This window comes from Nocardia sp. NPDC049149, from assembly GCF_043197455.1.
GTDB lineage: Bacteria > Actinomycetota > Actinomycetes > Mycobacteriales > Mycobacteriaceae > Nocardia.
Map to the genome: position 1 here is coordinate 230,663 of NZ_JBICTD010000010.1, position 26,492 is coordinate 257,154.

The following is a 26,492-nucleotide window of genomic DNA, read 5'->3' on the forward strand; positions in this document are numbered from 1 at the left end:
TTCCGGGGGCACCTCGGGTGCGTGCGTCAGGAGGGGGTGTTGGCGGCGACGGGAGCGAGGGTCAGGATCTGGGGGCCGTCTTCGGTGATCGCGATGGTGTGCTCGGAGTGCGCGGTGCGGGAACCGTCGGCGGAGCGGAGGGTCCAGCCATCCGGGTCGGTGACGATGCGGTGGGTGGTGCGCGCGAACCACGGTTCGATGGCGATGGTCAGGCCGGGGCGCAGCCGGAAACCGCGGCCGGGTCGGCCGACATTGGAGACGTGCGGATCCTCGTGCATGGTTCGGCCGAGGCCGTGGCCGCCGAACTCGTTGTTCACCGGGTAGCCGTAGTCGAGCGCGACGGCGGAGATGGCGGCAGAGATATCGCCGATGTGGTTGCCGGGCAACGCAACCGCGATGCCGGCGGCCAAGGCATCCTCGGTCGCCCGGATCAGGCGGAGGTCCGCCTCGGCCGCGGTGCCGACCACGATGGTTTTCGCCGCGTCCGCCACCCAGCCGTCGATGCTGACAGCCAGATCCATGGTCAGCACATCGCCGTCGCGCAGCGCGTAGTCGAACGGAAGCCCGTGCAGCACAGCGTCGTTGACCGACAAGCAAACCGTGTTGCGGAACGGGCCCCCGCCGAAGGACGGCGCGTAATCCCAGTAGCAGGATTGCGCGCCGCGCTGCCGAATCCGTTCGCGCACATGGGCTTCCAGTTCCAGCAGGTTCACCCCCACCTGCGCGAGCCCGCACAGCTCGCCGAGCACCTCGGCGACGAACTGCCCGGTGACCCGCATCCGCGCGATCTCCGCGGGTGTTTTCAGCTCAACCACGAACAACTCCCATCTCGGTATTTTAATACCACCGTAGCTCAGCCGGTATTTTAATACCAACTTGCGGTATTAAAATACCGGCTCTACGCTGATCGGATGGTTCGCCTCCCCCTGACCCCGGCACAGATCGACGCAGGCCGACGCCTCGGCGGCGCGTTGCGTGCGGCCCGCGCCGACCGTGATCTCGCTGAAGTCGCAGGTGCGGCGGGCATTTCGCCGGAGACACTCCGCAAGATCGAAACCGGACGGCTGCCGTCCCCCGCGTTCGGCACCGTGGTCGCGCTGAGCTTCGCGCTCGACCTTCCGCTGCAGGACCTCGCCGATATCTGGAGGGCGGCGGGACTGGCACAGTCCGCCTGAGCGGTGGAATTGCGGGTGTCTCCCCCAGAGCGGTTGTGGGCGCCGCGCTGTCCTGGATGATGCCGTAAGCCCGACCAGTGGCCGGTGGCAGTTACTCGCCGCGGACCTGCTGGGTGATGGTGAGCCCAACGGATCCGTCCGCACCGCGAAACAGCTTGTGCAGCTTGATGAGCAGCGCGCCGATGATGCCGTACTTGCGCGAGACCAGGTCGCGTACCCGCTGGGTGCCGTCCGCATCGAGGATCGCGGCAGTGCCCAGGTACACCTCGTCACCTTTCGGGCGGCCACGGGCATCGGACGGCTGCAGCGTGACGCCCGGATTTCGCCGGATTCGCTTGACCTTCCAGGTCTTCGGATTGGTCCACACGACGATCCGATCCCCGTCCGGCGCCACCCAGACCGGGGTTCCCACCGGCGTGCCGTCCTTCTTGTAGGTGGTCAGCAACGCGAACTTGCTCGTGCCCAACTCGTTCCATGTCATAGCGAAAACGGTAGGCAGCCGCGGCCCGCGGAACATCCGTCAGCGGACACAGATCCGCTGTACGCGCCCTGACGTAGCCGCGGCCCCTACCGTGCCGAAGCAGGCTCAGCTCACCCCCGATATCCCCGGAAGAACGTGCGCACGTCCTCGAGGAACAGTTGCGGCTGCTCCACGGCGGCGAAGTGCCCGCCCTCGGCGTACTCGGTGAAGTGCTCCAGGTATCCGCCCGGATTCATCACCCGGCGCATCAGCGGATTGGTGTTGAACACGGCCCACCCCTGCGGCACGCCGGAGGGCGCTGCCCATGGCATTCCGGAATGCGCTGTCTCCCAGAGGAACTGCGCGGCGGACGCACCACTGCGGGTGAACCAATAGATGCAGATGTTGGTCAGCAGCAGATCACGGTCCACCGCTTCACCTTTCGGCCGGTCCGGGTCCGTCCAGGTCTGGAACTTCTCGGCGATCCACGCCAATTGCGCGATCGGCGAGTCGCTCAACGCTGCCGCGATCGCATTCGGCTGGGTCGACTGAAGCACCAGGTAACCCTTCTGCTCCGCCCATTGTTCTTGCGCGGCAGTGATTTCCGCCAACTCCGCATCGGTCAACCCCTCGGGCATCGGCAACTGCTCGCCCACCAACCCGAGCATCCCCTGATCGCTGTTCACGTGCGTCGCGATCACCCGCTCCGGGTACACCGCGGCCAGCCGTGAGGTCACCCCCGCCCCGACATCCCCGCCCTGCGCCACGAACTTCTCGTACCCGAGCCGCGTCATGACCTCGGCAAACGCGTCGGTCGTCCGCGCGAGCTCCCATCCGGTCGAGGCGAGCGGCGTGGAGAACCCGAACCCCGGCAGCGACGGAATCACCACATGAAACGCGTCCGCCGGGTCACCACCGTACGCGGCCGGATCGGTCAAAGGTCCGATCACATCAAGGAATTCGACCACCGACCCCGGATACCCGTGCGTGATCAGCAACGGCACCGCCCCCGGCTCCGCCGACCGCACATGGAAGAAGTGGATCGTCTGCCCATCCACCTCGGTCGTGAACTGGTCGTACGCATTCAGCTTCGCCTCCTGCGCCCGCCAGTCGAACCGGTCCCGCCAGTACTCAGCCAACTCCGCCAGGTACGCGGGCGAAATCCCCCGCCGCCAATCATCTTCGGTCCCCGGCACCACATGCGGCAGCCGAGCCTGCGCCAACCGCCGCTGCAGCTCGTCGAGCTCGCCCTGCGCAATGTCGATACGGAATGGATGAATCGCTGTGTTCGTCATGAACACCACTCTCCACCCCAATGCGGAAGACTTCCTTCCGCAATCAGAACCTTCTTCCAAATTCCTTGAGATTCGAGCCATCGGTTCTGCCAGGGCTGATAGCAGTCGACTACCGGAAGCGAGGTTCGACGGAACCCGACGATATTCGGCTGGATTCTGCTGAAAACATGGAGTAAACATGGACCTTCGCCAGGCCAGCGACCGTCCCTACACTCGGCTCGATGGATCCTCCGCCACCGCTCACTCAGCCGCCGGTCCGTCCTGATGTCACCGGCTCACTGACCGCGATCGGACAACTAGCGAGTGAGTGCGCGCGGCTCCCCTACCCGAGAACATGACTCCACCTGAACCCGCTAACAATGGATTAGCAATCCACGGCTCTGCCAGCTACAGGCATCTTCGTTTACCTACGCCTATCAGGCCGAATAGGCGATCAGCATGACTCAGGTGATGCGGTCATATTCGGCAGTCTGCGACCCCGTTCGGGTGAAAAGTGTGAGTAAACGTGGAGCTAGGAGCGATGCTCAAGCCCGCCAGTGAGGTCACCTGGGTAGGGGCTGCGCGCAGTCATCGCGATGGCGACATGGCGGCTCCTGAACGTCACGCAGGATTCAGCGCGACCGCACGGAGCTCCGGCGACAGTCCACGCAGCCCGGTGATCAACAGAACGGTTGGCGAGCCGAGCGGTGGCCATGGGAACGCAGTCACGGCATCACGGATCGCGTTCTGTGCGCTTGTCGTCCACGTTGATTCGGTAGTGGCAAACATCAGCTGGTCTGCCTGCAACCAGGATGCGGCCTGACACTTCTTTGTGACTTCAGCCCTCATCTCTACCTTGTGGGTGCTCCCGAGATGATCCGTGCTCTTGCACTCAGCCACGGTGAGGATGTCATCGTGGTAGGCGATTAGGTCCACTTCGACCCGCCGCTCGGTGTTTTCGACAAACTCGATCTCTGTGATGTCGTGGTACGGCCTAGGTTTCGGCTTGCCTTGGGCCATTAGGTACGCGGCGAGCAGTGCCGAGACGTCGCCGTGGTCGCGGAGGAGGTGTCGAGCCACGGGGTGTAGGTCGTAGAACCAGATGGGTTCGCCGGTGGGTTTCTTCCAGGTCACCTTGTCGAGGTGGTTGGCTGCGTCGCACCGTGTACAGGTCCAGACCTGCCCGAGTTTGTCGATCTGCTGAAACTGCACTTCCTCACATGTTTGGCATTGGAGCACCAGGCCACGGATCGCAACCCCCGCCCTTAGAGCCTCGTCAAGTCGCTCACGCACTTGCGGCTGCTCCAGCGCCGGAACGCGGGCACAGATGCCTGCGAAGCTCAGCACGCCGCAGCCGGCGCCTAAGCGGACGCCGCCTCCATCGGGATACGCCTCGGGGCTAGATGAACCGACCGGGTGCAGTGCATGCAGCGCAGGCAGCAGTGGGCCGCCGAATAGCTCGACGAATTGCTTGCGTCCGCCGAGCATGCGCTGCAGTTGTGCGGTGCGCTGTCCGGCGTCGCCGATTCGCGCTGTCAGGCCGTGCTCCGCGGCCTTCGCGGTGACCCAGGCAGCCAGGCTTAGATCGCGCAAGGCAGGGCGGGCGATCCGGTTGATGCTTTGGATGCCACCCTCGACGAAGTCAAAGCGGCGCGACGAGTGTGAGATGCCGTGGCGGGCGCTTCGAGCGAGCGCGTGCCACGAACTCGTGGATGGCGCAATCAGCTCGCTTCCGAGCAGCCCTCGGCCGAGCACGGATTCACGTGCATGCCAGGTGATGTCAACATGCCAGTCCAGGTCTGAGTGTGCGGCTAGTTGCGGATCGCGCACTATCGGCGGCGGGAGGGGTGCCACCATCACCCGGCTGCCATTCTCGTCAATGACTGTGGGAACGGTGAGCACGTCATCGAACTGCTCCGCAACCGCTAAGTGCGCGGTGTTCGTGCGCGTCCACGGAAGATCCGTAGCTGGGGTAGTTCGACTGAGTTCATCGGTGTCAGGTTCCACCCCGGACCAGTTATGCACTCCGTAGCTCAGCCGATCATGGATTCGTTCAATCTCCTCGTCAGGCAGCGAGATTGAAGTCACCATCAATTTCCCTGGCCAACCACGGAAGCCGTCGAGGAGTTTTGACATTGACGAGGTGAGGACGAAGGGAAGCGGATCCTGCTGAGTGCCAAGGACAGTGGGGAGCCATACACCGACGCCGTAGGTGAGGTCCCAGAGCCTGGCCAGCGCAAAATCCTCGGCAGTGTCGCCAAGTACAGCCACCGCCGGTCGCATGCCCGACGGGCCGCTGAACACAGGCACAAGTCCTGTCATCGTGCGCTTATGAGCGAGAGGTATCTCGGCATCAACGACGCCGGACACTACCGTTGGAGACCACAGCAGATCCGCAACCGGTCGGAAGTTGGGGTCGCGCAACAGCCATCGGGTTAGCTGCTGCCGTACGCTCTCCTTGAGATTCGGTTCCACAGCGGCTGGGTCCGGCGGGTCAACGACCCCGGCATAGGACGCGACCGCAGCACCGAGCAGGCCACCCCAGTCATGCGGACACTGTAGTACCTGACCGAGATAGGCACCCGGCACGTTCGTCGCAGAGGGAAACTCCCGAGACGGGCCGTCGAAACGCCTAACGATCTCAAAAGGCGTGGATCCTCCTGTCTGCTGATATGGCGAGCAGACGCTGGCAACGAGGTCACGCGCCTTCGTATCGCCTGGACGCTGCCCTCCTTGGAAGATGCAGTCGTTCGCCAGAGCGTCCGCGCGCTCTTGGCCAGTGAGAGGCTCCCCGTCTGCGCCAGTGATGCGAACTTTCCCCGGCTCGAAGTACTCGTAGTCCTCGATCCGCAGGGGGAACGCGACCACATGATCGGGATCAAATGCCCTGCACGCGTGCAGGAGAACAGAATCCACCTCACCGCCCTGGTGCGGAACCAACGCGAAACCGGCACCACCCCAGACCTGGTTCGCCAAATAAAGCGCTCGGCGCGCCCAATACGACCAATGCGCACCACCGTCGAACACGATCGCCACTCGCACCGGCCTGAGACCGCGGCTGACCACCGAATACGTCATCACCGCTGTGCTCGTCATCCGTTCACACAACCACAACACGTCCGCGGACGAGCAATAGCCTCGACGAAGATGGTCGGTAGGCCCACTTGCGTGTCCGGCATCAGGCAGAATCGGACGCCGCCAGGTATCACCGAATGCGACACCTTCAGCTTCGGGCGAGGCTCGACCGTGACGGCGACTGCGTCAAGGGTGGAGGAATCAATTTGCATCGTCAGACGAGTCTCAAAGTAGCCTGAATTCGTTCCGAGCGCAGACCGCAGCAGTGTCAACGGCAGAACTTCTGCTTCTGCCGCAACAGGATTCGGCTATCTGCGATCATCTTCGCTTACCTATCCCTATCAGCCAGAATAGCTTTCAGCTATGCGCCCGAGGATGCTGTTGTCTCACAGTAGATTCGGGCGCATTCTGATGAAATTCCGGAGTAAATCCGGAGCGTACGGAGGGCTGAGTCCGCTCTTTCGGAACGGACTCGTCGAGTGCTGTCGCCGAATCGGGAACCAATACGGCCCGCACCGGGGTTCGGGGAGCTGTAACGACGATCACGTTGACCGCCGGTACAGTGCCACGAGCGGTTTTGGTAGTGCGCAACAGCTTCGGCCTCCCTTACCGGACGCGCTACGTGGACCGCGCGATGTGGACATAGGCAGACATCAAGGTGCCCGCTGGAACCGCGCTCATCTGTATGACGTTCCCTGGGGAACTTCGACCTGTAGCGGACTGTTGCGCCAGGCTGACGCGCGGGTCTCGGACGACATAACCGTTCGAGTGCGAGATTCGAAGTGGGACAGCTTTGTCCGAGGTGTACATGCCTTGGAATTCGCCAGGTGACACGGTAGGAAGCCGTAGCTCCGCCGGTTTATGCGATCAACTAGCAGCGGTGCCGAGGACCACTTCCAATCCCCGGCACCGCCCGTATCCGAACAGTCACCTGGTTGGGCGCAAGGTGACCACCATGGATTCGCGCACCGACCTGGCGTGGATGGGTGCGGATTCATCACACCTGCCTGATCGTCGCGCTCACTCGTCCTTCCGCGAACGCGTACGCCTCGCGTACGCCGAAATTAGCTGAGCCCCCCACACAGATCCGGGCGACCTCGGGTCAAATGCCCTGCTGAGCAACCGATCACCGGCAGGTGATGATGTTCGCCTCCGCCAAGGCCATCCGTGCGCTCATTTGCACGCACATCTGCAAGTGCATTTCGTCGAGCGGAGTGCGAGACTCGTCGTGTGAACCCTGATGGAAGCCGCAAAGTCGCAGAGCTGACCGCAGTTCGGGGCAGCACGTGCACTGGAGATGTGCCCTTCGTTCTACGAAGAATGCTCGGCTTACGACTTCAACAGCTACGCAAGGACCTGGGCCGGACTCAGGAATACGTCGGCGAGGAGACACGCATGTCGGCATCGACGATCAGCCGGATCGAATCCGGAGCATGGTCGAGCCTCGACCGCCGCGGCCTGATCCGCCTGCTGACGTACTACGGCATCACCGATACCCACGAGCATGAGAAGTACCTGTCACTGGTACAGCTCGGTACCCGGCCTGGCTGGTGGCACCGCGACAGCGATTTCCTCCCGAAAGGGTTCGAACTTTTCAACCTCGAGTCGGCCGCACGCACGATCCGCTGTTACGAACCCGCGGTCGTCCCTGAACTTCTCCAAACCGCCGAGTACGCCCGGGCTGCACTCCGATTGAGGTACCCGGGTTACTCCGGCGACAAGATCGAGTGGCTGCTCGAGGTCCGGCTACGACGGCAGGAGATCCTCGCGAGCGCCGAGCCGCCCTTTCTGTGGATCGTTGTCGAGGAGAGCGCGCTACGTCGCCCGATCGGCGGTACCACGGTGTGGCGCAAGCAGATAGACCACCTCGAGCAGATGCTCGAGGCAGAGAACATCAGGATTCACATCGTGGGAGATGCAGCCTGCGGCCCAGCGGTCGTCGGTCACGCTTTCATGTACATACGCTTCACGGACCGGCGACTGCCCGACGTCGTATGCATCTCGCAACCGACCAGCACCCTCTACATGGGGGACAGGAAGGACGTCGACCGTTATCTGCTCATCGCCGAGCAGCTCGCCCTTATGGCCGCACGCCCGAGCGCCGCCGTACCCCGGCTGCGGGCGCTCAAGAATGACGCAGAAAAGCCGAGAGGCTGAACGGGACTCGGGTGCCGCAAACATGTCTACCCGAGGCGTAACCCTGCGACCGCTGATCGGCCGACACAGCTGATCATTCAGGCCAGGGCGCTTCCCGCTACCAGCGGGGCACCCGACGTCTCGTCGGAGTCGGCCAGTTCCGGGCACGTCCGCACATGCTCAATCAGACGTACCCAACGGCGATGACTGGCGAATTGCCTTGATTTGCAGCGGTTCCCAAGACCATCGGAATGAATGGAGGACGATAATGTGGCCAGAAATCGGAAAGACAGTACGCAAAGCCATGGACGGCTGGAGCGCGCTCGTACGTTTCGTTGTGTGCGTGGCGACGCTCACCGTTGCGGCGGTGGTAGTGCTGCTGGTGTGTTCGCTGTGAATGTCACCCGCGTCGGTGGCGATGCCGGATACGTCGTCATCGGCACCGGCCGCGCCGACACCGTCTACGCCCTTACCGACAATGGCCGCACCGCCGTAGCGAACCTCGATTCAGGGTTCGACCTGCTCAACCCCTGAGGGACCGACATTAGCGACTGCGCGAACCCGCCTGCCCGGCGGACGGATCGTCATCTGCTGGTTCTTGACCGCGATGATCCTGAGCATCGTGGGCATGCTCGAGTGAAGAGCTCGACGAGGCCCAATGCCGCCGCATGGGAGCGTGACTGTGTCCGCCAGGGCCTTGTCTGAAATAAGTTCGTTCGCGACGAGTGCCCGCACTCGTCCGAGCCTGATCAGCAAACGGCAGTCCGATGTAAGTGCGCGACCTGCTGTGGGTATCGGATTCTGTTGCGCTGGAACAGAGTTCATCGACGACGCGAGCAAGTGACGTTGGGCGGGCGAATCGGCGGCCTCGTTCGGGCAACCCACATACATCCGGACGGCAGATCTCCGGATCGGCACCCGTCCGAGGTGGCGATCAGATACCGTTTCTCTTGTGGTCGAGGAAACTGAGGGGCCTGTGGCGCATGACGACCGAGCGCCGCAACCGTTCAACGCCGAGCAGCCGAACTCTGCGCGGGTGTATGACTACCTGTTAGGCGGTAAGGACAATCAAGAGACCGACCGCGAGGTCGGTAACGAAATGCTTTCTCAGGCACCGGAACTCAAGTCCTTGGTCTGGTTCGTCCGGGGTTTCATGCTCAAGGCGGTCCAGATGGCCACGGATGCCGGTATCCGACAGTTCATCGACCTGGGCTCGGGTATCCCGACCTCACCCAACGTGCACGAGGCGGCGCGGGAGACCCAGCCATCAGCGCGGGTGGTGTATGTCGACTACGACCCGGTCGTCTACACCCATTGCGACGCGCTGCTGACCAAACCACACGGTGTCACAGCACTTCTCGGTGACATTCGCCGTCCTGACGAAATCCTCGATCAGCTCAAGAACCAAGCGCTGATCGACTTCGCCGAGCCAGTGGCTATCACGATGCTGGGTGTGCTGCACTACGTGATGGACGACGAACACCCGGCTGACATCATCGCCGCCTTCCGCGATCAGATGGCACCAGGCAGCTACCTGGCGATCACGCACGGCTCCCTCGATTCCTCCCCGGAGATACTCAAAGTGCTAGAAGCCACCCGCGGCTCCTCAGCCCAAGTCACCTTCCGACCCCCCGCACAGACCGAGTCATTCCTCGCCGGCTTCGAGGTGCTCGAACCCGGTGTGGTGCCGGTACAGCAGTGGCTGCGCCCCGACCTGCCAGAAACTCGAATGATCATGGACGCTGCCATCTGCCGCAAACCCTGACGCAGCCGACGTGAGCAGGAGCAATTCTCGGACGCCGATCGGCTGTCCCATAACTGCCAGCTGATCCGTTTCTACAAACATCAACTGAACCGCTTCTGGACAGTCCCGGGCGGACTGGACTACTTGCGGGCACGGATCGTCAGTGCCGACTATCTGCTGACAGTTCTATAGCCACCAACGGCATTGTCGGCGGATGGTCATCTGAACCTAACGGCGCGTCAATCGGTCCACCCGTTCCTGTTCCGCTGCTCGAAGTAGGCGTCGTCGGCCGCCTGGATTTGCTCCTTAGTCATCGTCCCGGGAACGACGCGTCGGGGTTGGCTTTGTCCGAATACTGCTCGGGCAGTTCGGACTCCAGCCAGGACGCGGTGGTCGTTGGCGAGGGGGCGCATCGCGGTCTTGGCTTTCGCCGCTGCGTCTTTTTCGGCGGCTGCGGTGGCCTGGAGGATCATGGCTGCGAGACGGTTTCCGGACCGAAAGGCTTCCTTAGTCAGTTTTAGGTCACGGAGGTGCCCGGCGGAGTCTACGGTCGCGGTGATCGCGCCATTGCCTGCGATGCCGACGCCGCGGATACCGGCGAGCGCTGTGCTTACCTGGTCGGACTTGGCTTTGATCTCGGCGAGCGCGGCGTCGACGTCGACGTGCTCACTCATCGATCAGGTCCGCGAACTCGGCTCGGATGTGAGGCTTGTTGGTGGTTTCCTTGATGAAATGCAGCGGACTCTTGAGGCCGAAGTAGGTTTTGATCGATTCCCGGCGAGGGTCGGCACCACGTGCACGCAGGATCCGGATGGTGGCCACAGGGTCGCCAGTGGTTGCGGTGGCTGCCCAATAGATCGCGGGCATCCCTTTCTCGGTCAGTGCGTCGATGTCCGCCCCGGCGTCGAGGAGTCGTTCGACCGCTTTGGGATGGGCGTTTTGCGCGGCGAAGTGCAGCGGGGTCCAGTCATCGTCGTCGCGGACGTTGACGTCTTCATTAGCGAGTAGGCGTTCGATGGCGTCGAGGTCGCCTTCGAGTGCCACGTAGTGCAGTGGGGTCCGGCCCCATTCGTCTCGTTGGGTCATCTACTTCTGTTCCCTTCGGCCGCTTCGGTTCCCGGTCATGTCCTCGACGTGGAACCATTCGGGGTGATCGTTGACCTGCTTGGTCAACTGTTCCTGAGTCCAGCCCTTGTCTTGGGCATCGCCGATGAGCCTTCGGTTCTCATATCCGCTGTTGTGGCCGAAGTCCCAGCTGGGTTTGACCGGATACCGGACCTGGTTGGCTTCGTCGAGGTAGTACTGCCCCTTGGGGTCTTTGGGGAGCTGGGTGATCTCGGGGTGGTTGTCGTAGTTCTTCTCGATCGGCACCTTGATGTCGGGCTCGGACTTGACGGTATAGAAGTCCTCGGTGGTATCGCCAGGTCTTCGCCACTTGTCGGTGTTGTCGATGATCTTTCGCTTGGTGTCCTCCCACAGTCCTGGACGGCGAAGCCGCGACCACGACGTGAACGGTCCGGGCGCGACCGCCCCGTCGGCGCCGGCCAGAGCGGGCCTTGCCCGAAGCAGAGGGATCAGTGCTTCGCTGCCGCGGGCGATCGCTTGGGACACCGCGACCGGGACGCGCGCGACCTCGGCCATCCCGACCAGGGCGCGGATGCTGGTGGCGATGCGTGCGCCGTAGATGGTGATCGCGACGGCCATGCCGCCCTGGGCGGCAAGAGCGGATCCACCGAGGGTGAATGGCGCGGCTATCCATCCGAATGCCTGGTCCATGGCGACGAGCGCGAGGAGCTCGATCAGGGCTCGTTTGACCGCGTTCTTGGTCTGTTCGATCGAATCGGCATAGGACGCACAGGCTTTGCCGAGTTCATCGCACACCCCGGCGAGGGACTCGAATTCGGCTTTTACGATGTCGGCCTGTTCGAGCGCCTGCAGGGTTTCGGGGCTTTGCTGAGCCTCGATCAAGCTGCGGGGCGCGGCCAGCATGCCGACGATGAAGCGCAGGCCGTTGGCCATGTCGCGCCACGACGCGCCCATCTGGCGCAGCTTGTCGGGGTGTCCATTGGGCCACAGCTCACCCTCGACGGCGCCTTTTACCAGGTCCCAGCCGGTCGGCTCTGGGTCGCTGCCTCCGTAGGCGGCCGGTGGTTCCGGGGGTTGGTAGACCTTTAGCGTTCCGGGCGGGAAGACCAGGTCGTTCGGGTTCGGTTCGGGTGCGGATTGGGAGTTCGCGTTGGCGTGGTTGGCGGCGGTGAACTGCAGCAGGTCATGCATCTGACCCACCGCAAGGGCTAGATCCCCCAGTGCGTCAACGGTATTCCAGGCGGCGGGGTCGTAGTCGTTGGTCCACTTGTGACCGGCATTGTCGGTACCGGCGCTGCCGCCGCCTTTGGCCAGGTTCTTCGTCAACGTGTCGATATCGAAGGTGAGCGTGTTGTGCACGCGCTCGTATTCGGTTGCGGCCTTGGCGAATCCTTGCGGGTCGACTTCCACCGGTGCCATCTAGGGCCACATCTTGGTGTTGGTTTCGATTGCGGCACTATAGTTTTCGTGCGCTGTGCGCGCGACCTGCCGGAGTTCGTCGAGGTTCTCGCGCATCTCGTTCACCCCCGCGGTCCACTTCTCGTGCGCGACCTGTTGCGCGGTGGCCGCCGTGCTCGACCACGTCAGATGCAGGTCAGCGATGTGGCGGTCGACATCACCCAACCAGTCCTCGACCGTGCGGCCGAAGGTCGCCATTGTCTCGATCGCGGCATCGAGTTGCTCGAGGTCGACCCGGTATCGGTCAGCGCTGGTCACGGCAGGTCCAGCCCTACCAGCCCGGTGATCGCGTCGCTGTTCGTAGTGTCGCGGGATTCGTACTGGGTTGCTGCTTCGGCTAGGTTGACCGACGATTCCTCCAGCGCAGCGATGATCGTTTCCGCACCGTGTTTCCACTCCACCCACGACTCGTCATAGGCGCTGGCCGCGCGCCCCTGCCAGCCATCGACAAGCAGCTCCTTGCCGATCGTGTCATCGAGCCGCTTCAACTCAGCACGGATCGCCGACGCTCGGTCAGCGGCGAAGCGCGCGGCCTCGCGTAGCCGGTCGACTTCGACCTGAAGCTCTCCCGCCACTGCGACTCCCCTCCGTAGTGTCCACCGCCTATGACTATAAGACGCCGACCCTGATGGCAGCCCTCGCTGGTTGCGGCCTCTGGGACGGCGAGCTACTTCTAGGTGGAGCCAAGCCTCGCAGGTCTCCTGAGCGTGGACTCGGTCTTCGTCGGTGAACGGATCGTCGCGCAACGGCGGCTCGGACTGGGGCGCGGTGCAGGCGCGCTTGCTTTGTGGTGCTCGATTCGGCGACGCTGCCCGCAGTACGCGACCGCTCGGATACGAGCGAACGGGAATCAGGCGATCTGTTGAAGGCTCTCACCGGCCCGTGATGGGACGCAGTGTGAACCTGCACACCGCCACGTCTACCCGTCCGGAGCTCAGAGCACGCGGTCCCCTGAGTCGAATAGCATTCCTCGCTCTATCAACGCCGGGACAATGGCGTCATGGCCCGCCGGTCCGGACCTCGCATGTGCCTTGCGTGTCATGCGCTGCTTCCTCGTGACGCTCATCGCCTGCGCCGCTACTGTTCTCCGGCGTGCGTTGCCAGAGGTTATCGGGCACGCAAGAGGTTCGGCGCCGTCGATGCCCTTGGTGCTGGCGTCGTCTGTCCTGGTTGTGGTGAGCGAATCTTTCCTGGTGGCCGGAATCTGCGCGCTGATGCGCGCCATTGCTCGCCGGCCTGCCGACAGCGTGACTACCGCCGCCGCAGACGCGAAGAAAGTTCTTGATCATGACGGTGAGCCGTCACGGTGTCACGCCTGTCGTCATGATCACCGCGAATCGTGTCGGTGTCGCGTTCCACACTGTGCCGAAACCTGATTCTCAACCCGGCGCTACGAGCGCCGGAACCCGAAGGGGGATTACAGATGTCGGCACGCGCCTGGGTGGAACGCGCGATCGCGCCCGGAACCACGAGCAAACCTGAGCTGTATGCGTATCTACCGTTCGAAGGCACCACGAACCGGACCTGGCTCGCGGCGAAACTCGGGAAACGGGTCCAACTCACACGAGTGCAACGCAACAACCGAACTGCATGGAAGATCAGTCCGCAGCACTTGTTGCCCTTAGCCTCGGCGATGGCCGACAGGTTCGGTGAGATCGAGATGCAGTTCGAGATCTCCAAGACGATGCAGTGCGACACCAAATGCCAAAACGCCAGCCCCTACACGGTGTGGCGGTGTGTCTGCGCCTGCGCTGGCGAAAACCATGGCGGGGTGGGCCACTATCACGACTGGTACCGCACCGGTCGAACCACGCTTATCCGGCATGAAAAGACCCAGATCGAGCAAGTGATCATCGCGCGCGGCCAGATCAAGCTGCCCAAGAAGGACACAGGAAAGGCGGCCATCCCGATTACAAGGCCCCGCCCCGCAGCGCCGCGTCCGCCGCTGCCCCAGCCGACGCCCCCGCCACGGCCGGTATCCCTACCGACACCACCGCCACCGCCGGTTACACCGCCACCCACCGCAGCGGCGCAGCTGGATCCCATGCCGCGCACAGTGATACCTGCCGCCGATCGCTTCCGCGAGCCCCGCTCGGCACCGTCGCCGATGCCTGCGCCTTCCCTGACCGTGCCGCCCCAGCGACGAGGCAGGCGCCCGCTATATGCGGCTGCGGCCGGGGCTGTCGTCGTTGCGATCGGGCTCGCACTGGCTACCAAGCCGCACCATCCAGCTGCCCGGCCCGATACGACCCAGCAGCCAACTCAGGTCTCCGCTAGCCAGGAAGAGTTACCGCCTGCACCGGCAGTCGAGCCGGAGCAGACGAAACAGGCTCCGGCTCAGCGGGTCCCGGCGGGCTGCTATCCGTTTCAATCCGGCTGCTGAAAGGAGAAGGAGCTGATGGGAGGCCGACGTCGCAGTCGTAGCCGGGCGCAAGGTTCGGCTGCGCTGGTATTCATGGCGGGAGCGGCAGCGTTCGCTGTCGTGCCGGGAATTGCGCGTTTCGTCGAAGCGCACACCGCTGCGCTGGTTGTGGCTGCGGTGTGCGTGGCGGTGGCCGGGGTCGGCGCTGTGGCGCTGGCGGTGCGGCACCGTCGCGTGGTTCGAACTCGTGATGACGCGCACGTACTGTCAGCGTTGCGACAGAATGCGTTGAGTCCTCTGGAGTTCGAGCAGGCGTTGGCGGCTTTGTGTCGACGCGATGGCTGCACACAGGTCCAGATGGTCGGCGGTTCGGGTGATCTGGGTGCCGATGTGATCGCACGAGCACCGGATGGGCGTCGTATCGTGTTGCAGGCCAAGCGGTACCGCCATGCGCGCAGCGTAGGCAGCCAGGACGTGCAACGATTCGGCGGGACCGCGCGCACCATCCATGGCGCCGACGTCGCAGCGGTGGTGACGACCGCCCACACGTTCACCCCCCACGCACGAGCCTATGCAGACAAAGCCGGAATCCTGCTCATGGCAGCAAAAGCCCTCGCAGCGTGGGACTCAAGGACAGGCCCAGCACCATGGGACTGAGATCGGCACGGTGGCCTGCCGCGTGGTCACCGCCGGATACGACTGTCGACATCGACTTGGAGTTGTCGTAGGATCAACGCGGGGCTGCACATAGTAGTTGAACTCATGAACCTCGAATCTCCCGGCGCTAAACGTAACTGAATCTTGTTAGAGCGAACTAGCTCTCCTCATATAAATATTCAGCCGGATCTCATACACATACCCCTCTTAAGTCGAATAGCGCAGTCTCGCAATGGCTTTCCTGTGCGCGCTTGGCGCTGCCGGGATGGCTTCCGCCTATTCCGAGAAGGGTGTTCGAGGTGCGTTCCTACGACAACCTCACCGTCGCGCTCGACCTTGCGCGGCACGAGTATCTCTGTGCGCCAACCAATCCTGCTGAACCGAGCATGGACGAGTTGCGGACCAAGAGCTACACCGGCGACCAGACATTGGTGTGCGCGTTGTGTTACGCGGGCATCGGGGCACCACCGGCGACCAGGGTGCCGGTGGTCGTGAAGGGCAGGATCGGTGGTGAGCGCCGTCCGCATTTCGCGCACCCACCTGGCATGGGGCCTGCTGGGGGTCAGCATGAACCGGAGTCGGTGTGGCATCTGATGAGCAAGATGTCTCTCGCCGTGTGGGCTCGGATGCAGCCGGGTGTCGTTGATGTCGGTACCGAGGTGTGGCTGCCGAACCGTGCGCGGCGAGCCGACGTGCGCGTCAGGTTCAACGACGGCAGCCAGGTTGGGCTGGAAGCCCAGGGCTATCGGATAACTGATGCCGACTGGATCAGCCGCCATCGTGACTACGAGCGAGATGGCGTCGTGGACGTGTGGTTGTGGCACCCGGACATCCCGACCGCCTGGTCGGTCCTCACCAGCACTGGGCACCCGCAGCAGTTGTGGACTCTGGATCCCTTGCACGAGGCCGTCACGGTGATGGTCGGCGCGCCGCATCGAAACCGGCTCGCCGCATCCGATCACGACATTGCCCAGCAAGTGCAACATCTCCCACCCTGTCTCGGCGATGAGCTTGTTCCCTACACGTACCCGTTGAGTCAGCTTGTGCTGACACGGCAAGGCATCTCGATTCCAACAGAGCTACTGCATCAGCTGGCCGAAGAGCAAGACCAAGCACGACGCCGCAGACAAACCGTCGAGGAAGTACTCGATCGGCTTCGTTCGCGTCAGCATCCGCCGACCGACTCATCACCAGCTCCTGGGTCGACGCCGCCCACCACGCACGCCGCCGACCGCGGAAACCACTGCCCTACGGCGGAGACCCTCGACCCGGCCGCTCATGCACATCTGAGATGGATCACCTTGCAGAACGCTCTGCACGCTGCAGGTCACATCATCGATTACCGCGACGCTCCTAGCCTGCTGCTACCGCGGACCAAGCCACGAGCGGTGCGCTGCACTGGGTGCGGCCAGGTATTCGCGCCCGATCTCGATCCGGGAGCTATCGAGCCTTGCTCGCCGCCGCAGAGCGCGGTCGAACGCCGGTTGGATGTCGGTGCGACGGGCTATCTTGAGTTTTCGGCGAGCCGGTCCAGCCAGCCGAGGGGCGGACTGATCAGGAGGGGCGCGTAGTGGCTGATGGCACGGTTCCGGAACTGGCGCGGTCCTGGGGAATTCAGGAGTGCACGCTCGCGGCTGACCGAATGGCCGAAGCAGGCTGGACCTACGAAGAGTCCCTGTCGATGGATTGCCCGAACGGCCACGCGCCACTGCGTGTGGTTCGAAAACCTTTCGAACGCAACGGTACAGCGTTGCGTTACACCGCTCTCGTCTGCGCCGGCTGTGGGCATGCCTACGAGATGCGCGATCTCGGTTATACCTCCTATCCACAGTTACGCAAAGATGCTCAAGCTCCCGCCGGCAACCCTCGACCCGATCAGCCACCAACTCCTGCACGCGCGAGTAGGTCAGGCACCGAGCACAAGCCGACCAACGAGCAGCAGAGAGTTATCGACGCGGCGCGGTCACAGCAGAACATGGTCGTTCAAGCAGGTGCTGGTGCGGGCAAGACAAGCACTCTGGTCATGGTCGGCCATGCCTTGGTCGGGAAGAAGGTGGCCTACATCGCCTATAACAAGGCCATCGCGATAGAGGCGAAGGGCCGGTTCCCCAGTCAGGTGCGCTGCTCGACCTCCCACGCGCTCGCTGGCGCCTACATCAAGAAGTACCAGCGCCGCGTCAGCAACGGGCAGCGACAACGAGCCCATGAACAGGCTCGAATCCTCAACATCGGCGGAAGTATCGAGCTCACCTCCACTGTCCTGCTACCGCGCGACTTGGCCAGGATCGCGATGGAGACAGTCAAACGGTATTGCCAGTCCTCAGACGAGGAGATCAACGGTCATCATGTCCCCTGGCAAGTGGGTATCGACCGGGTAGACGAGCACACCTTCCTCACCGACGTCGTCCTCCCCCACGCCCGCAGCGCATGGGCGGATATCCGTGATGTCGAGGGCCGCTTGCAGTTCGACCACGACTACTACTTCAAGATGTGGGCTCTGACGAAACCCGCTCTGGGTTTCGACGTCGTCATGCTCGACGAAGCCCAGGACACCAATCCCGCTCTCGCCGCGGTGATCGCCGCCCAAGACGGGCAACAGATTCTGGTCGGTGACTCCAACCAACAGCTCTATGCGTGGCGAGGCGCAGTCGATGTCCTCGAGGGATGGGACGCTCCGGTTCGGCTGACGCTGCGTCAGTCCTGGCGCTTCGGGCAAGCGATAGCCGATGAGGCCAACCGGTGGCTCAGCGTGCTCGGTGCCGACCTGCGAGTCATCGGTAACCAGTCGCTGGATTCCGCTGTCGGACGGTTGAAGCGACCCGATGCCGTCCTGTGTCGAACCAACGCCGAAGCCGTCAAACAGGTGATGCAAGCCCTCCAGACCGGCCGACATCCAGCTTTGGTCGGTGGCGGTGCGGCGATCAAGGCACTCGCCAAAGCCGCGCACCAACTGAAGACACAGGGACGCACCGACCACCGGGAGCTGTTCGCGTTCAGATCCTGGGGCGAGTTGCAAGACTACGTCGACAACGAGACCGGCGGACGAGACCTCAAACCCTTCGTCGACCTCATCGACGAACACGGCGTCGAAAAGATCCTGCACACCGTCACCGGACTCGCCGACAACGAAGACGACGCCGATGTCGTGATCTCCACTGCCCACAAAAGCAAAGGCCGAGAATGGAATACGGTCACCATCGCCGAGGACTACCGCGAACCACTACCCGATGACGACGGACACCCCGGACCGATACCGCGCGAAGATGCGATGCTCGCCTACGTCGCAGTCACCCGCGCGAAACTCCGACTCGACCGCACAGGACTGGCCTGGATCGATAACTACCTGCCACACCGTAAGGCTGCGGCAGTCAAACACCAACGCGTGGCAACAACTGCCGTAGCGAGGCCTTCGGCTGCATATCCAGCAGCCACAAGGACTACCGATTCACCAACCGTGTACGACGCCCTGCCAGCCGCAAAGGAACTCGCCGATCACTTACACCGGCATGCTGGGCCGGTCGTCGACCGCATTGAATCGCGTGACATCTCAGGAAACACCAGCGGCTACACCGTCCTGGTGTGTAGCCATCGAACGCACCCGATCGTTACTGTCGCCACGACCGGTTTGCGGTTCTGCACCCCAGCGCCTGACACAGAGATTGTGCTCACCGCCGATAGTGACCAACTCGCCTTAGCTCGAGCGCTGCTGGACATCACAGCGATGACAGTCCTTGTCAAGTCTTACCTGCTAAGCCCCGGGCATCGGATGATCGATAAGACCCCGCTGATCGGCGGCACGAACATCTTCGGGATCCTTGCTTGGCATCATCCGTACTTCGGCGCCGAGTCAAACACCGTCCGGGACGTCTCTCACCAGCCGCTCATCCAGCTGACGACCCTGTGGCCTCTCGTCGACGATGAAGTCGCCTACATACGCGATTTCGGCCACCAGGCCCTTATCGACCTCTGGCACCGTCATCAAACACCGATACATGATCTCAACCGCTCCAGCGTGCTTCGCCACCACGAACCCGGATTCTGAAACAGGCACAATGCCGACTGCACCGCACGGCGAACCAGTCCCGGTCTTCGCCCGGAGGGGACCGGGTAAGGATCACCGGATTCGACGTGTAGGTGCGACGACGCAGCCGATTGATTGCTGTTCGATAACCAGATGCCAGTTTTGCCGATTGATGTGCTCGCGGATCACTTAGCGTCGGGTGGTCAGGCGTTATCCAGTCAACAAGAGCTGAGGTAACTGGGATGGCTGCGAAGTTCGAGATCTACCAAGACAAGGCCAACAAGTATCGCTTCCGACTGAAGGCCGCCAACGGCGAAATCATTGCAGTCGGCGAAGCCTACGAGTCCAAGGCCGCGTGCCGAAACGGCATCGAGTCCATCAAGAAGAACGCCCCAATCGCAGAGATAGTCGACCAACCGATGGCCGGGGTCTAGCGCGTACGATCCGCGAGCTCGGTCCGGCTGTGCGCTTTCCGGGTGTCGACACCGGGGCTGAATTAGCGCGCCTGGGGGACCGTAATGGGCGTCCCTGGTGCCCATATGGGTCCCCGGGACGCCCATATGGGCGCATTGGACGTACGATGATCCGTAGCTGACTTGACACGGAACGGGTGGCCCTCGCGCCAACGAGGACCACCCGCCCTAGCGGTCACATGAAGAGCTGCCCAATCCAGAGCAGTGCTAGCAACCGGACCACACAGATGACAAGGGCCTCGGGGTATACCGCCAAGTAGACCGGGGCCTTTGCCTTGTCTCGATGCTTCTTCCGCTTCTTCGGCATCGACCTATCAACCTCCTCTCCCAGGACGCGGCTTCAGGTCATCCGAACGATGCACTGAATTGATGCCGCGTCCCTTGGCGAGGATGCGAGCCCGGCCCCAAACTCAAGCGGGGAACCGGTTCGCGGGCAAGAGTATCCGATCCAGCGCATCCGAACTGTGCACATGGGTGTGGCAACCCTGCTGTTGATCAGACCAGACCAAATGGTTCAAACCTAACGCCTGGACCTCCGCAGCGATGCCCAGGGCCGTCGAGGACCGTGGACTTGAACTCCATTGGTCACGTCGGGCACTTGCCGCCCTACTCCCGTGTCATATATCACAGTCACGAAGCATGCGACTCCACCGAGCACACAGCACTACGGACATCTACTCACGGATATCGACACTGACCTCCGGTAAGAGAATGGTCTGGCCTGCCAGATTGCCGTAACGCGGAATCGTCTGGGCTGTAGCGTTTTGCTGTGTCCGAGGTGGAGAAGGCGACGACCGAGACGGCCGCGGTGGAGAGCCGTGATCCAGGGCTGGTTTTAATACGGAGCCGATCGCTGTTGATCGGCCTAGCCAGCACGACGGTCGGTGGTGGCGTTGCGGGGTTCATTGTGGCCCTGTTGTTCGGTGTGCAGGCTGGGTTTTCGCAGCCGCTCGCGACATTCCTCGCTGGGGCCGGCGCGCTGAGCGCTGGTGTCCTCGCCTACGTCAACGGCGAACGCACCCGCGATCTCACCAAACGACAACATGAATTAGATACGAAGCGCGAACGCGAACGGCACCAGGCCGACATGGATCGTGAGCGCGAACGGCACGCGGAAGACTCTCGCCGAGAACAGGTCTCGACCCTGCGTGACCGCTACACCGCCATCGCTGGCCAGATCGCCGACGACTCCGCTGCGATCCGGCAAGCGGGCGTCTACGCGCTGACCGCTCTCGCCGACGACTGGCATGCCTTCGGCGAGGACGATGAACGACAGGTCTGCATCAACCTGCTCCAGTGGTACCTCCGCGTCCCATTCCCCCAGCCGGGCGAAGACGAGCCACCAACCCTGTCCGAACGGGAAATCCGGCAAACCATCGTCGGAATCCTCACCCAACGCCGCCATCGGCCGCCCGACGACCCGAAATCCTGGTCGACTACCGCCATCGACCTCCACCATGTCTCCTTGCCCAATTGCGTTCTTACTAAATTCGACCTCACCAAATTCGATCTGCACGGCGCGAACCTGGGAGGCGCGGATCTGCGCAGCGCGGACCTGACTGGCGCGAACATGGACGGCGCGTACCTTCACAGCGCGAATCTGCACGGAACCGACATGACCGGCACAGATCTACACGGCGCGGATCTGCACGGCGCGGACATAGTCGGTGCGACGCTGTCCAAAGCGGACCTGATCGGCGCGGACATGGTCGACGCGGATCTGAGCGGCGCGAACCTGGATAGCGCGAGCCTGGATGGTGCGGACCTGACGGACGCGATCCTGGTCGACGCGACGCTGATCGGCGCGAAGCTGGATGGCGCGCGGCTGGGACGCGCGGACCTGGGAGGCGCAAGCCTGGGAGGTGCGGACCTGCATCGCGCGGACCTGCAGAGCGCGGACCTGCACAGGGCGGATCTGGACAGTACGTCGCTATTCGACGCCCACCTGAATGGCGCCGACCTGACTGACGCGAATCTGCGCAGCGCAAACCTCTTCCGCGTGGACCTGACCGCCGCAAACCTGACCCGCGCGCACCTCAAGGGCGCGGACCTGAGCGGCGCAAACCTGACCCGCGCGCACCTCGAAAACGCGGACCTGCGCGGCGCGCACCTCGATGGCGCGGACCTGACCGGCGCAAACCTGCACAACGCGGACCTGAACGGCGCGCACCTGAACGGCGCGAACCTGGACGGTGTTGTCTATGGTGAGAACACGCGGTGGCCGGAGGGGTTTACTCCACCACAACGCGAGTCCTGACCTCCAGTAACGATCGTTGGCTGGCCTGCCGGATTATCCTGACACTGAAATCGCCTGCGCTGTACCGTCTTCCCATGTCCGAAGGGGAGACTCCGGTAACTGAGACGACCCCTGGAGATGTTCCTGGAGGTCGAGTCGGCCAATTCGTCGTCTGGTGGCGGGGCTCGCTGTGGGCCAATCTGGCACTGGTAGTAACCGGTGCTCTGGTGGCGGGATTCGGCGCAGCCCTGTTCTTCGGAGTTCCCGCCGAGTTTTCGCAGCCGCTCGCGACGTTCCTCGCCGGTGCTGGCGTGCTTTCCGCTGGCCTCCTGGCCTACTTCAACGGCCAACACAGCCGCGCACAAACCGAAGCTCATCACAAAATTGACTCCCGTCACACGAAGGAGTCGGCGCTGCGTGACCGCTACACCGCCATCGCCTCGCAGATCGCCGACGAGTCCGCAGCGATTAGGCAGGCGGGCATCTATGCGCTGACCGCGCTCGCCGACGACTGGCATGCCTTCGGCGAGGACGATGAACGGCAGGTCTGCATCAACCTGCTCCAGTGGTACCTGCGTGTTCCGTTTCCCGTTGGCGATGATCCCGATAAGCCGGATCTGTCCGAACGCGAGATCCGCCAGACTATCGTCGCGATCCTGACCGAACGCCGCCACCGGCCAGCCGAGCATCCGAAATCCTGGGTTGCCACCGCTGTCAGCCTGAATCAGGTATCGCTGCCGAACTGCACCCTTGGCTACGACGGTCTCGCGGATCTCAACCTGTCGGGAGCGGACCTGACCGGCGCGGACCTGAGCTACTCGGACCTGACCCGCGCGAACCTGAGCTACTCGGACCTGACCCGCGCGGACCTGGTCAGCACGAACCTGACCCGCGCGGACCTGATCGGCGCGGACCTGACCCACGCGGACCTGACCCACGCGGACCTGACCCACGCGGGGCTGACCCACGCGGACCTGACCGACGCGGACCTGACCAGCGCGGACCTGACCCACGCGAACCTCACCGACGCGAACCTCACCGACGCGGACCTGACCGGCGCGGACCTGTCTCGTGCGGACCTGTCCAACGCGAACCTGACCCGCGCGAACCTGACCGCTGCGAAACTGACCCGCGCGAACCTGACCGATACTCAGTTGTCAGGAGTCAAGTACAACGAGTTCACGCGGTGGCCGGATGGGTTCACTCCGCCGCCGCTTCCTCAGCCCTGACCTCCGACAACGATCGTGTCTGACCTGCCGGATTGTCGTGATGCTGAAATCATCTGAGCTGTACCGTCTTCCCATGTCCGAGGGGGAGAAGCCAGTCACCACGCCGGCCGCCGGGAATCTGGTCCGGAGGTGGGGCGTGACCCATCGTCGATCGATCTGGTCCGGGCTCGCGCTGGCAGGTGCTGGCGGCGCGGGCTTCGGCGCCGCTGTGCTGGCTGGGGTCTCGCCCACCTTCGGGCAACCGCTCGCGACGTTGCTCGGCGGCGCGGGCGTACTCGCCGCGGGCACCTTGGCCTACCTCAACGGTCAACACAGCCGCGCCCAAACCGAGGCTCATCACAAGGCCGACATGGAACGCGAGCGCGAGCGCCACCGGGAAGACTCGCGTCATACGAAGGAGTCGGTTCTAAGGGATCGCTACACCGCCGTCACTGCGCAGATCGCCCATGAGTCTGCTGCAATCCGGCAAGCGGGCGTTTACGCGCTGACTGCGCTCGCCGACGACTGGCACGCTTCCGATGAGGACGACGAACGGCAGGTCTGCATCAACCTGCTTCAGTGGTATCTGCGTGTCCCGATTCCTGAAGGCGACGACCCCGATAAGCCGGATCTGTCCGAACGCGAGATCCGTCAGACCATCGTGGCGATCCTCACCGAACGTCGCCGCCTGCCCGCCGAGCATCCGAAATCCTGGGCCGCCACCGTCATCAGCCTGCATCAGGCATCACTGCCGAACTGCGTCTTCTGGGGGATGAATCTCGCCGATCTCCACCTGCCCGACGTTGACCTGAGCAACGCGAAGCTTGCCGGCGCGGACCTGACTAACGCGGACCTGGGTAGCGCGGACCTGAACGGCGCCGACCTGAACGACGCCGACCTGCGCAGCGCGGACCTAAAAGACGCGAAACTAACCGGCGCGAGGCTGACCGGCGCGAAACTGGACGACACTCACCTGTTCCGTGCGATCCTGGTCGAAGCGGACCTGAACGGCGCAACCCTGACCGGTGCGTACCTGAACAGTGCGAACCTGAACGGTGCGTTCATGTACCGCGCGGACCTGGAAGGCGCGAACCTGATGAAGGCGAACCTGACCGGTGCGCAGCTGGGCTTCGCGAAACTGAACGGCGCGACGCTGATCAACACGGACCTGACCGGTGCGTTCCTACACGTTGCGGATTTGAACGGCGCGGACTTGACCGGCGCGAACCTGCTGGGCGCGGATCTAACCGGCGCGGACCTAAACGGCGCGAATCTGAGCTTGGCAAACCTAACCGGCGTAGACCTGACCGGCGCGAAACTGGACAGCCCAAGCTGAGCATCACGAGCACGCATCCGAGGCCGAACGCGCTTCTAAGGGACAAGCTTCTTTGCGTTGTTGATTCGGTCCGCCCGTGCCAGGAGCGCCGAGTTGTCCTTGGCATAGATGACTCCGAGCGCGACCTCAACCATTTCTGCGGTGTCCAGCGCGTCGGTAGGTGTGAACGGAGTGGTTTCGTGTGCGCCAGTGTTGCCGACCCATTTGGCAGCCAGCAGTAGCTTTCCCGCCTGAGGCTGCACTTTCGCGAATTCGAGCAACCGGTCGTGAAGGTATGCTGGCTTCTTCCCAGCTGGCCGTACCACGATGCCTTGTTCGTCCATCAAGCGCTCGACCGCAGTCCGCAGCACCCCCGCAAAGGCGAGGGGGTCTAGCCAAATCACAGCCGAGGCTCGGTCGATGGCGGTCCGGACGGACTCGGGCACGTTATCGGTCAGCTCTATCACCGGAATTGGCGGGAGAATCGTGCGCACAGTCAGCATCGGCCACACGTCCAAGTACTTGTTGTAGTCGTCGAACGACCAGTCAGTAATGTAGTCGCCGGTCATGAGAACCCATGACGTACATTGCGCCCGACCGCATACCAGCCGCAGCTCGAAGCGTCCCCGCAGATCTGTCGGGTCGTCCTCGTGGTCCTTCTGGCCGTTCTGGTGCTCCCACTCGAACCGTTCAACTCTGAGCCCGCCCTCCCCACACACCGGACACCCTAGGTTCGGCCAGTCACCATCACGGAAGGGGCTCGCCAGCTTGCGAATGCTCCTGTGCATAGTGCAAAGCATGAACTACGGCCCCGCGTTGGCTCAGCGGATTGATCACCCCGTTACCGCGACTGGTCGATCCGCTACACCGCACGATTGAGGGCCGGTGTCTACGCATCTCGGCATCGCCGCGCATTCTGGTCAGTCGCTCGTGGGTGCGGGCCTGGCCGCCTTCTCTGCCGCGAGTTTGGCTGCCGGAATGGTGCTGCGACGGCCCCATTTCAGGGTCTTGGTGTCGCTGTCGACGGCAAACCAGAACAGGTGCCCTTCTTCCCACACGGTGAGCTGACGTCGGTACATCTGCCGGGTGAGCATGACGCCTTGGGTCGGGTGCTCGTGCAGCGTCCATCCCCCAGTGGCGTCCGCTTCGGACAGCGGCATCGACGAGCCCCTTCGTGGCCGGAGAAAATTAGACCAATCAGTATGCATCGGATCGCCGGGAGGCGGTCACATCATGGACACCTGCGGACACACGCGCCGCCGCCTGGAACCCCTGCGCTCCGGAAGCGTCGAATTGGTCATGAGCTATCGAATGCGGGACGCGGTCGAGGCTGCGGGTGGTCGCCCTGACGACCTGCGTGCACAGCTCGGACAGGCGTGCGTCCGGTTCCACTTGCGCCGATACGCGATCGAGCGCGGCTATCGCCCTCGCCGACTATCCGAACGGTCGCGGTAGTCGTTGTTCGCCTTGGCGGGCGACGGCGTTAGCGAATGTTCAGGACACCATTGCCGCATGTCGAGTTGACCCCGGTCGTTGCCCGTGTGGACGGTGAACTCACATAACCCGAGCCACACGCCATCCCACGCGCGAGCCCACGCGTACAGCACGCCGGGCACGGTCCCGGTCAGTCGCAGACCGCCCGAACTCACCCGCAAAGGCACGCCACCCGTGCCGAACTTCGCTCGATGCGTAGGGATGGCCTGGCCGAGATCAACCACGACGGGCATCGGCGGATCCAACACCCGGCGCAACGACGGGCTGAACTCATCCGGCCATCGATCGAACATAGATTCGAATAATAGCGTGTCTTAG

General features: G+C 63.2%; 24 protein-coding genes. 12 read left to right on the top strand and 12 right to left on the bottom strand.

All coding sequences use genetic code 11. The annotated features are described in order from the left end of the window. Window positions 1-26 precede the first annotated feature (26 nt). The gene (map, locus tag ACGFNJ_RS34420; protein ID WP_393458045.1) at window positions 27-815 is read right to left on the bottom strand and encodes a type I methionyl aminopeptidase; all 789 of its coding nucleotides are present in this window, start codon (window positions 813-815) and stop codon (window positions 27-29) included. A gap of 96 nt (window positions 816-911) precedes the next feature. Between map and ACGFNJ_RS34425 the strand changes: the two genes are divergently transcribed. Continuing rightward, entirely contained in the window at window positions 912-1,175 is a 264-nt protein-coding gene (locus ACGFNJ_RS34425) for a helix-turn-helix transcriptional regulator (protein WP_069162539.1), read from the top strand. Between the two features lie 91 nt (window positions 1,176-1,266). Here the strand turns inward: ACGFNJ_RS34425 and ACGFNJ_RS34430 are convergent, their stop codons facing one another. From ACGFNJ_RS34430 to ACGFNJ_RS34440, 3 genes are all read right to left on the bottom strand, one after another. After that, window positions 1,267-1,656 carry a PPOX class F420-dependent oxidoreductase gene (locus ACGFNJ_RS34430; RefSeq protein WP_393458048.1) on the bottom strand — a complete coding sequence of 130 codons (390 nt, stop codon included), beginning with the start codon at window positions 1,654-1,656 and terminating at the stop codon, window positions 1,267-1,269. Between the two features lie 110 nt (window positions 1,657-1,766). Next, window positions 1,767-2,930, bottom strand: coding sequence for an epoxide hydrolase family protein (locus ACGFNJ_RS34435; protein ID WP_393458051.1), 1,164 nt, complete (start codon window positions 2,928-2,930; stop codon window positions 1,767-1,769). 600 nt (window positions 2,931-3,530) lie between these two features. Beyond that, window positions 3,531-6,005 (bottom strand): hypothetical protein, encoded by a 2,475-nt coding sequence (locus tag ACGFNJ_RS34440; RefSeq protein WP_393458054.1) that lies wholly within the window; start codon window positions 6,003-6,005, stop codon window positions 3,531-3,533. Between the two features lie 1,299 nt (window positions 6,006-7,304). Here ACGFNJ_RS34440 and ACGFNJ_RS34445 point away from each other — a divergent pair. The 3 genes from ACGFNJ_RS34445 to ACGFNJ_RS34455 all read left to right on the top strand — a co-directional run bounded on the left by ACGFNJ_RS34445 (window position 7,305) and on the right by ACGFNJ_RS34455 (window position 9,885). Beyond that, window positions 7,305-8,141, top strand: a complete 837-nt coding sequence (locus ACGFNJ_RS34445; protein WP_393458490.1) for a helix-turn-helix domain-containing protein — start codon at window positions 7,305-7,307, stop codon at window positions 8,139-8,141. A 363-nt stretch (window positions 8,142-8,504) separates the two neighbouring features. Continuing rightward, the gene (locus tag ACGFNJ_RS34450; protein WP_393458057.1) at window positions 8,505-8,654 is read left to right on the top strand and encodes a hypothetical protein; all 150 of its coding nucleotides are present in this window, start codon (window positions 8,505-8,507) and stop codon (window positions 8,652-8,654) included. A 418-nt stretch (window positions 8,655-9,072) separates the two neighbouring features. Further along, window positions 9,073-9,885 (top strand): SAM-dependent methyltransferase, encoded by an 813-nt coding sequence (locus tag ACGFNJ_RS34455; protein WP_393458060.1) that lies wholly within the window; start codon window positions 9,073-9,075, stop codon window positions 9,883-9,885. A 218-nt stretch (window positions 9,886-10,103) separates the two neighbouring features. Here ACGFNJ_RS34455 and ACGFNJ_RS34460 read toward each other — a convergent pair whose 3' ends face one another. From ACGFNJ_RS34460 to ACGFNJ_RS34480, 5 genes are read right to left on the bottom strand one after another with little or no spacing between them, the layout of a single operon-like run. Next, window positions 10,104-10,538 (bottom strand): YbaB/EbfC family nucleoid-associated protein, encoded by a 435-nt coding sequence (locus tag ACGFNJ_RS34460; protein WP_393458063.1) that lies wholly within the window; start codon window positions 10,536-10,538, stop codon window positions 10,104-10,106. Then, the gene (locus ACGFNJ_RS34465) at window positions 10,531-10,950 is read right to left on the bottom strand and encodes an ankyrin repeat domain-containing protein (protein ID WP_393458066.1); all 420 of its coding nucleotides are present in this window, start codon (window positions 10,948-10,950) and stop codon (window positions 10,531-10,533) included. The genes ACGFNJ_RS34460 and ACGFNJ_RS34465 overlap by 8 nt, the downstream gene beginning before the upstream one ends. Continuing rightward, on the bottom strand, window positions 10,951-12,369 hold the full coding sequence (locus tag ACGFNJ_RS34470) for a GH-E family nuclease (RefSeq protein ID WP_393458070.1): 1,419 nt from the start codon (window positions 12,367-12,369) through the stop codon (window positions 10,951-10,953). Then, a complete protein-coding gene (locus ACGFNJ_RS34475) occupies window positions 12,370-12,666 on the bottom strand; it encodes a WXG100 family type VII secretion target (protein ID WP_393458073.1) in 297 nt (98 codons plus the stop codon). Further along, window positions 12,663-12,983 carry a WXG100 family type VII secretion target gene (locus ACGFNJ_RS34480; protein ID WP_393458076.1) on the bottom strand — a complete coding sequence of 107 codons (321 nt, stop codon included), beginning with the start codon at window positions 12,981-12,983 and terminating at the stop codon, window positions 12,663-12,665. The genes ACGFNJ_RS34475 and ACGFNJ_RS34480 overlap by 4 nt, the downstream gene beginning before the upstream one ends. Window positions 12,984-13,831: 848 nt before the next feature. On the opposite strand from ACGFNJ_RS34480, the gene ACGFNJ_RS34485 reads away from it, so the two are divergent. The 8 genes from ACGFNJ_RS34485 to ACGFNJ_RS34520 all read left to right on the top strand — a co-directional run bounded on the left by ACGFNJ_RS34485 (window position 13,832) and on the right by ACGFNJ_RS34520 (window position 24,701). Further along, window positions 13,832-14,791: a hypothetical protein gene (locus ACGFNJ_RS34485; protein WP_393458079.1), complete on the top strand. Its 960-nt coding sequence runs from the start codon at window positions 13,832-13,834 to the stop codon at window positions 14,789-14,791. 72 nt (window positions 14,792-14,863) lie between these two features. Next, window positions 14,864-15,427 (top strand): restriction endonuclease, encoded by a 564-nt coding sequence (locus ACGFNJ_RS34490; protein ID WP_393458082.1) that lies wholly within the window; start codon window positions 14,864-14,866, stop codon window positions 15,425-15,427. A gap of 299 nt (window positions 15,428-15,726) precedes the next feature. Beyond that, window positions 15,727-16,998 carry a competence protein CoiA family protein gene (locus tag ACGFNJ_RS34495; RefSeq protein WP_393458085.1) on the top strand — a complete coding sequence of 424 codons (1,272 nt, stop codon included), beginning with the start codon at window positions 15,727-15,729 and terminating at the stop codon, window positions 16,996-16,998. Further along, window positions 16,998-19,469, top strand: coding sequence for a UvrD-helicase domain-containing protein (locus tag ACGFNJ_RS34500; RefSeq protein ID WP_393458088.1), 2,472 nt, complete (start codon window positions 16,998-17,000; stop codon window positions 19,467-19,469). Before ACGFNJ_RS34495 ends, ACGFNJ_RS34500 begins: the two co-directional genes overlap by 1 nt. 221 nt (window positions 19,470-19,690) lie before the next feature. Continuing rightward, window positions 19,691-19,882 carry a YegP family protein gene (locus ACGFNJ_RS34505; protein ID WP_393458091.1) on the top strand — a complete coding sequence of 64 codons (192 nt, stop codon included), beginning with the start codon at window positions 19,691-19,693 and terminating at the stop codon, window positions 19,880-19,882. Between the two features lie 808 nt (window positions 19,883-20,690). Further along, a complete protein-coding gene (locus ACGFNJ_RS34510; RefSeq protein WP_393458094.1) occupies window positions 20,691-22,178 on the top strand; it encodes a pentapeptide repeat-containing protein in 1,488 nt (495 codons plus the stop codon). A 206-nt stretch (window positions 22,179-22,384) separates the two neighbouring features. Next, entirely contained in the window at window positions 22,385-23,386 is a 1,002-nt protein-coding gene (locus ACGFNJ_RS34515) for a pentapeptide repeat-containing protein (protein ID WP_393458097.1), read from the top strand. A 73-nt stretch (window positions 23,387-23,459) separates the two neighbouring features. Continuing rightward, a complete protein-coding gene (locus ACGFNJ_RS34520; protein ID WP_393458100.1) occupies window positions 23,460-24,701 on the top strand; it encodes a pentapeptide repeat-containing protein in 1,242 nt (413 codons plus the stop codon). Window positions 24,702-24,736: 35 nt separating this feature from the next. Here the strand turns inward: ACGFNJ_RS34520 and ACGFNJ_RS34525 are convergent, their stop codons facing one another. The 3 genes from ACGFNJ_RS34525 to ACGFNJ_RS34535 all read right to left on the bottom strand — a co-directional run bounded on the left by ACGFNJ_RS34525 (window position 24,737) and on the right by ACGFNJ_RS34535 (window position 26,467). Continuing rightward, window positions 24,737-25,468: a DUF4145 domain-containing protein gene (locus ACGFNJ_RS34525; RefSeq protein ID WP_393458103.1), complete on the bottom strand. Its 732-nt coding sequence runs from the start codon at window positions 25,466-25,468 to the stop codon at window positions 24,737-24,739. 132 nt (window positions 25,469-25,600) lie between these two features. Continuing rightward, the gene (locus ACGFNJ_RS34530) at window positions 25,601-25,840 is read right to left on the bottom strand and encodes a hypothetical protein (protein WP_393458105.1); all 240 of its coding nucleotides are present in this window, start codon (window positions 25,838-25,840) and stop codon (window positions 25,601-25,603) included. Window positions 25,841-26,098: 258 nt separating this feature from the next. Continuing rightward, window positions 26,099-26,467, bottom strand: coding sequence for a hypothetical protein (locus ACGFNJ_RS34535; protein WP_393458108.1), 369 nt, complete (start codon window positions 26,465-26,467; stop codon window positions 26,099-26,101). Window positions 26,468-26,492 lie beyond the last annotated feature (25 nt).